Origin of the sequence: Ilyobacter sp., assembly GCF_041583315.1 — a bacterium.
Lineage (GTDB): Bacteria > Fusobacteriota > Fusobacteriia > Fusobacteriales > Fusobacteriaceae > Ilyobacter.
The window spans coordinates 1-5,136 of record NZ_JBFHGC010000165.1 but is presented as its reverse complement, the minus strand read 5'-3'; the positions used below and the strand labels follow the sequence as shown (position 1 = coordinate 5,136).

Annotated in this window: 5 protein-coding genes; 3 read left to right on the top strand and 2 right to left on the bottom strand. The window is 35.2% G+C overall.

The window, feature by feature from the left end:
* Both ABZA26_RS07130 and ABZA26_RS07125 read left to right on the top strand, forming a co-directional pair.
* Window positions 1-788: rhodanese-like domain-containing protein (locus ABZA26_RS07130; protein WP_372713831.1), on the top strand; the 788-nt coding region annotated here is incomplete at its 5' end.
* Between the two features lie 361 nt (window positions 789-1,149).
* The gene (locus ABZA26_RS07125) at window positions 1,150-1,425 is read left to right on the top strand and encodes an HU family DNA-binding protein (RefSeq protein WP_319371928.1); all 276 of its coding nucleotides are present in this window, start codon (window positions 1,150-1,152) and stop codon (window positions 1,423-1,425) included.
* 85 nt (window positions 1,426-1,510) lie between these two features.
* Here the strand turns inward: ABZA26_RS07125 and ABZA26_RS07120 are convergent, their stop codons facing one another.
* Complete coding sequence (locus ABZA26_RS07120; RefSeq protein WP_372713830.1) at window positions 1,511-3,172, bottom strand: EAL domain-containing protein; 1,662 nt, start codon at window positions 3,170-3,172, stop codon at window positions 1,511-1,513.
* Between the two features lie 179 nt (window positions 3,173-3,351).
* Window positions 3,352-4,140 (bottom strand): hypothetical protein, encoded by a 789-nt coding sequence (locus tag ABZA26_RS07115; RefSeq protein ID WP_372713828.1) that lies wholly within the window; start codon window positions 4,138-4,140, stop codon window positions 3,352-3,354.
* Between the two features lie 299 nt (window positions 4,141-4,439).
* Between ABZA26_RS07115 and ABZA26_RS07110 the strand changes: the two genes are divergently transcribed.
* Window positions 4,440-5,136: GTP-binding protein (locus tag ABZA26_RS07110; RefSeq protein WP_372713827.1), on the top strand; the 697-nt coding region annotated here is incomplete at its 3' end.

Here is a 5,136-nt window from a genome sequence, read left to right as displayed (position 1 = left end):
GGTCTCTTATAAATGAAGCCCCTCTATACGTCCCGCTAGGATCTACTGCTAATAAGATGGGCAGAATATGTGGGGACATACTTACAGGAGGTAATCTCCGGTTTAAAGGAATACTGGGGACAGGGATATTTAAGGTCTTTGATATGGCTGTGTCCCAGACAGGGATGACAGAGGTGCAGGCAAAAGGTATGGGCTATGATATAGAGGTTATACATAATCTGAAACCCAACCAGACAGAGTATTTTAAAGAGAGCAGCGAAATGGTTATAAAAGCAATAGCCGATAGAAAAAGCAGCAAAATATTAGGAGTTCAGATAGTAGGAAGAAACGGTGTAGATAAGAGAATAGATGTTTTTGTGTCCCTTATAACCATGGGAGCCACAGTGGATCAGCTGTTCCATCTAGACCTTGCTTATGCTCCTCCTTTTTCTACCACCAAAGACCCTGTTATGTATACTGGCATGATATTAGACAACGCTTTAAACAGAAGAAATAAGATAATAACTCCTGAAGAACTGATAAAAAAAAGAGATGACTATATAGTTATAGATGTGAGATCACCTAAACAATACGGTTCGGGGCATATTCCGGGAGCGGTGAACATCCCTCTTGATAAACTGAGGACAAAGGCAGAGGCCCTTTCGAAAACTGAAAAATATGTAGTCCACTGCAACAAGGGGGTTTCGGGAAACGCTGCCCATAATATAATGTTGAATATGGGGTTTGACTGTTACAATCTTTCAGGAGGGTACAAAAATTTTAATATTTATACTCAGTTGAGTAAGTAAATTTTTGATCTACTGTGATGTTAATATAATAAGATGCAGTCATTTTTAATTTTTCAGATTATGATGGGAAACACCTTAAAATTTGATTTTTAACAGAAGATTTTATAAATAAAAATCATCTTAATGACACCAAAAGACTTTAATCTGAGATTTTTTTGAAAAACAACTAGATTTAAAGGTGTGTCTTAATTTTTAATACCATTGTGCAAAAATAGTTGATAAAACGTAAAAAACCAGCCTAAACCCTTAAAACTAAAGGTTTTTTTAAAAAATCATTGAAATTATAAAAATTCTATGGTATAAAAGATTAGGCAAAAAACCTTGATTTTTAAGGGATAAACAAAGCACAGGAGGAAATCGAATGACAAAAAAAGAATTTGTTAAATTATTTTTTGAAAAAGGTGAATTTGAATCTAAAGCAGATGCAGAAAGAAAATTAGATGCATTTCTAACAACTGTGGAAGATGTACTAAACGACGGAGATGAAGTAAACTTCATCGGATGGGGAAAATTTGAAGTAGCTGAAAGAGCTGCCAGACTTGGAAGAAACCCTAAAACTGGAGAAGAAATCAAGATCGAAGCTAAGAAAGTAGTTAAATTCAAAGCTGGTAAAAAATTAAACGACAAAGTTAACTAATAAAAAAGGGCCTTAAGGCCCTTTTTTATTTTTAATACTGATTGTCTGTGGATAAAATTTTTGTTTAAAATGTGAAAGTTGATCTTTAAGAGGGGATTTTCTGAAAAAACTTTGTATTTTCATTACTGTGATACCATTTGATAAAGTCTCCCTGATTCAAGGGATGATTAAAATAAAATCCCTGGGCATAGTCACATTTTAGTTGTTTCAGCATATCCAGGGTATCTTCAGATTCTACACCTTCTGCTACGACTGTTATACCCATATGGTGAGCCATGTCTATTGCAGATTTTACAATATCCATATTTTCCCTGCTTTTTTCCAAATCCTTTATAAACATCATATCTAACTTTATTTTGTCAAATGGAAGTTTTTTAACATAAGAGAGAGCCGAATACCCGGTACCGAAATCGTCTAAAGAAAATTTGATACCCATTTTTTTTATTGAATTCATTATATCTGATATTTTTTTAAAATCCTCTACACAGTCTCTTTCTAAGATTTCAAACTCTATTTTTTTTAAGGGATATCCCAGCTGTCTCATTTCTTTTAAATATCCGATAAACTCAGGATCTTCTAAAATTTTGAGTGGGACGTTTATTGAGAGTTTGATGTCGATACCTGCTTTTTCCATTATGTTCAGTGATTTTAAGGATTGTCTTAAAACCCATTTTGTAATTTTTGTTATAAATGTGGTTGTTTCAAGGTAAGGAATAAATTCATTGGGACCTACAATACCTCGTTTTGGATGCATCCATCTTATGAGAACCTCTGCATCTTTAACCATCCCGGTAGAAACCTCAAATTTTGGGTGGTAACACAGAAAAAATTCTTTATTACTGATGGCTCTCGGAAATTCCTCAAAAAGTTTGAAGTTGCTGTCAATCTTTGAAGAGAGCTCAGGTATGTACATATGGTAATTTCTTAGATTTTTTTTTGCAAAAAGTCTGGCATATTCAGCTTTTTTTAAAAGGTCACAACTGTCTTTTTCACATCTGGCTGCCCCTATAAAGATATACGGATGAACCTCTATACCATCTACTTTTATAGACATCTGTCCAAGTTTTAGGAATTTTTTTGAAATCTCCTTCTCATTTGTGTGCTTTACGAGAACCCCAAATTTATTGTCCTGAAGATGAAATACCTGGGTTTCTCCGTAAGTTTTTAAAACGTTTGAGACCTCTCTGGAAAATTCCTTTATCAGTTTCATACTGAACTCATATCCGAGATTATAAAGTATTTGAGAGTAGTTATTCATCTCGATAATGAAAAAATATCCCGGTGTGTCCTCTTTTATCCTCATGTTTTCAAAATATCTGGCGTTGGGAAGGTTTGTAAAATGATTGTAAAAGCTCAGTTTGTTGAGTCTTTTTATGGTGGAAATCAAAAATTCCATGATCACTCCTGTTATAAGACCTATGAGGAGATAGAATCCGAGCCTGTAATTCCAGTTTATCATGTCCTGCATCTCCATGGTTACCGTGTCTAAGGGCATGAAAGGCCCTAATATGAGCCCACTGCTCAATCCAAAGACAAACCCACCCATTACCCCGAAAAAAAGAGATCCCAGTATGAGAGGGATGTACATGGCCTGAGCATATGAATATTTTGCTCCTCCGGTCATATATACCACTTTATAAATCATAATCTGAAGTGACATTATGAAAAGGGTTACCAGTATTTTTCTAGTCCCTTTGGGAGTGGTCCATTTTTCTAAAATGTCTATAATCGATACGATATTTTTCAAGAGAAAAACCCCCAGTTAGAATATTATGTCTATCTAGATATATACTACCAAGCCAAATTCATTTTTCATTCAAAAAACTTTAAAAAATTAAATAAATTTTTATGAACTGATTGTTTTATCTAAAAAAGAAGGGGAACCCTCTATAAGTTGAGAGTTCCCCAGTTTTAAATTAATTATTTTTATTTTTTTGGCACAGTATCATACTCAATGATAAATCCATGATTGTAACCTAGAGGACGTCCCATGTTTTCATACTGGGCCACACCGGAAAAATAGTCTCCCCAGGTAGATACCGGGACATTTAACTCTCCGAATCCCATAACTGTCTGACGTCCTCTTCCGTTGGGCTGTGAGTTATCACGGGGATCTTTGTCTGTAACCCCGTCATCTAGATTTACCGCCCAGTTTTCATAGTTCCATTCTTCCCCAGATAGCCATACCCATCCAGTTTTAGATTCTGTAGAGCCATCTACTTTTGTCCCGCCTAAGAAAGGTCCGATTTTGATCCTGTAATGAGAATCTGGAGTGTAGTCATCTGGGAACTCCCAAAAGAATTTTTCGTCATTAACCAGAGAGAAAAGAAAATTATTCTCCTCCAAGCTAGTTGAAGAAGCTAGGTAACCTCCTAGAGATTCTGCCAAAACCGCAGCCTGGACCCAGCTGACATTTTTTGTTGGAACATAGGCAGCCTGGTAATAATGTGTCTTTCCATTTGGCAGTGTAAAGCTTTTTATCGGCTGGAGTTGGACTGTCATGTCATCAGGAATCTCGTCAAAATTTTTAAAAACTGTGTAATCGACTTGGAAGTCATAACCTCCCACTGTAACAGTATTTGTTTTATAATTTGACATATCTGTCTTAGTAGCTCCAGCCATTTCCATATCTGGAGTTTTTGTGCACGCTGTAAAATAAATGCTAGAAAGTGCTAAAAATATTATTGGGGTTTTCAAAGAATTAAAAAATTTCATAGATATATTCTCCTTTAAAAATTTATAATTATTTATAATAGTATATTACTTTCATGTCAGTGTTATGGCAATACTTCTTTCAAATTATTTTTTTCTTTATATCTTTTTATGTAAAATAGCTTTCTTTAGTGGATTTTTTACTATGAAAATGAGCATATCCTAAATCTGCAGAGAGGTGTAGTTTTTATTTACATCTCATATTAATTTGACAGAAAAAAGGAAAGGGAGTTCTTTTTAAAATATAATTATCATGAGAATAATATACAAAATCTTGTAAAATAAGAAAATAGGGGGCAATTATGAAAAACTATGAAATGAATCAAATAAGAAATGTAGCTTTTCTAGGCCATGGAGGAAGCGGGAAGACTACCCTCGCTGAATCGCTGTTATACATATCCGGAGCCATAACCAGGATGGGAAGTGTAGACGAAGGAAATACAGTCTCAGACTATGATAAAGAGGAGATTCACAGGAGATTTTCTGTAAATTCCTCTGTGATACCTCTGGAATATGAAAGTCATAAATATAATATTCTGGATACTCCCGGGTACTTTGATTTTGAAGGTGAAGTTGTCTCTTCTCTGAGAGTTGCAGGTGGTGCAGTAATTGTAGTAGATGCAACTTCCGGTGTAGAGGTAGGGACAGAAAAATCCTGGGAAAAACTGGAAGAACGGGGAATCCCCAGAATATTTTTTATAAATAAGATGGATAAGGGGTTTGTAAATTACACAAAACTCCTAGAAGAACTTAAAGAGAAATTTGGAAAAAAAGTGGCTCCTTTCTGCATTCCAATTGGAGAGAAGGATGACTTTCAGGGATTTATAAATGTGGTGGATCTCAAAGGAAGGAAGTTTGACGGGAAAGAGTGTATAGACAGCGAAATCCCATCAGATGTGGATATATCAGAAATAAGAAACATGCTCTTTGAGGCTGTGGCAGAGTCTGATGAAGAGCTTATGGAAAAATATTTTGCAGGAGAGGAGTTCACACAGGAGG

Coding starts and splice junctions, on each gene's coding strand:
- ABZA26_RS07125 (WP_319371928.1), top strand. CDS start 1,150: ATGACAAAAAAAGAATTTGTTAAATTATTTTTTGAAAAAGGTGAATTT.
- ABZA26_RS07115 (WP_372713828.1), bottom strand. CDS start 4,140: ATGAAATTTTTTAATTCTTTGAAAACCCCAATAATATTTTTAGCACTT.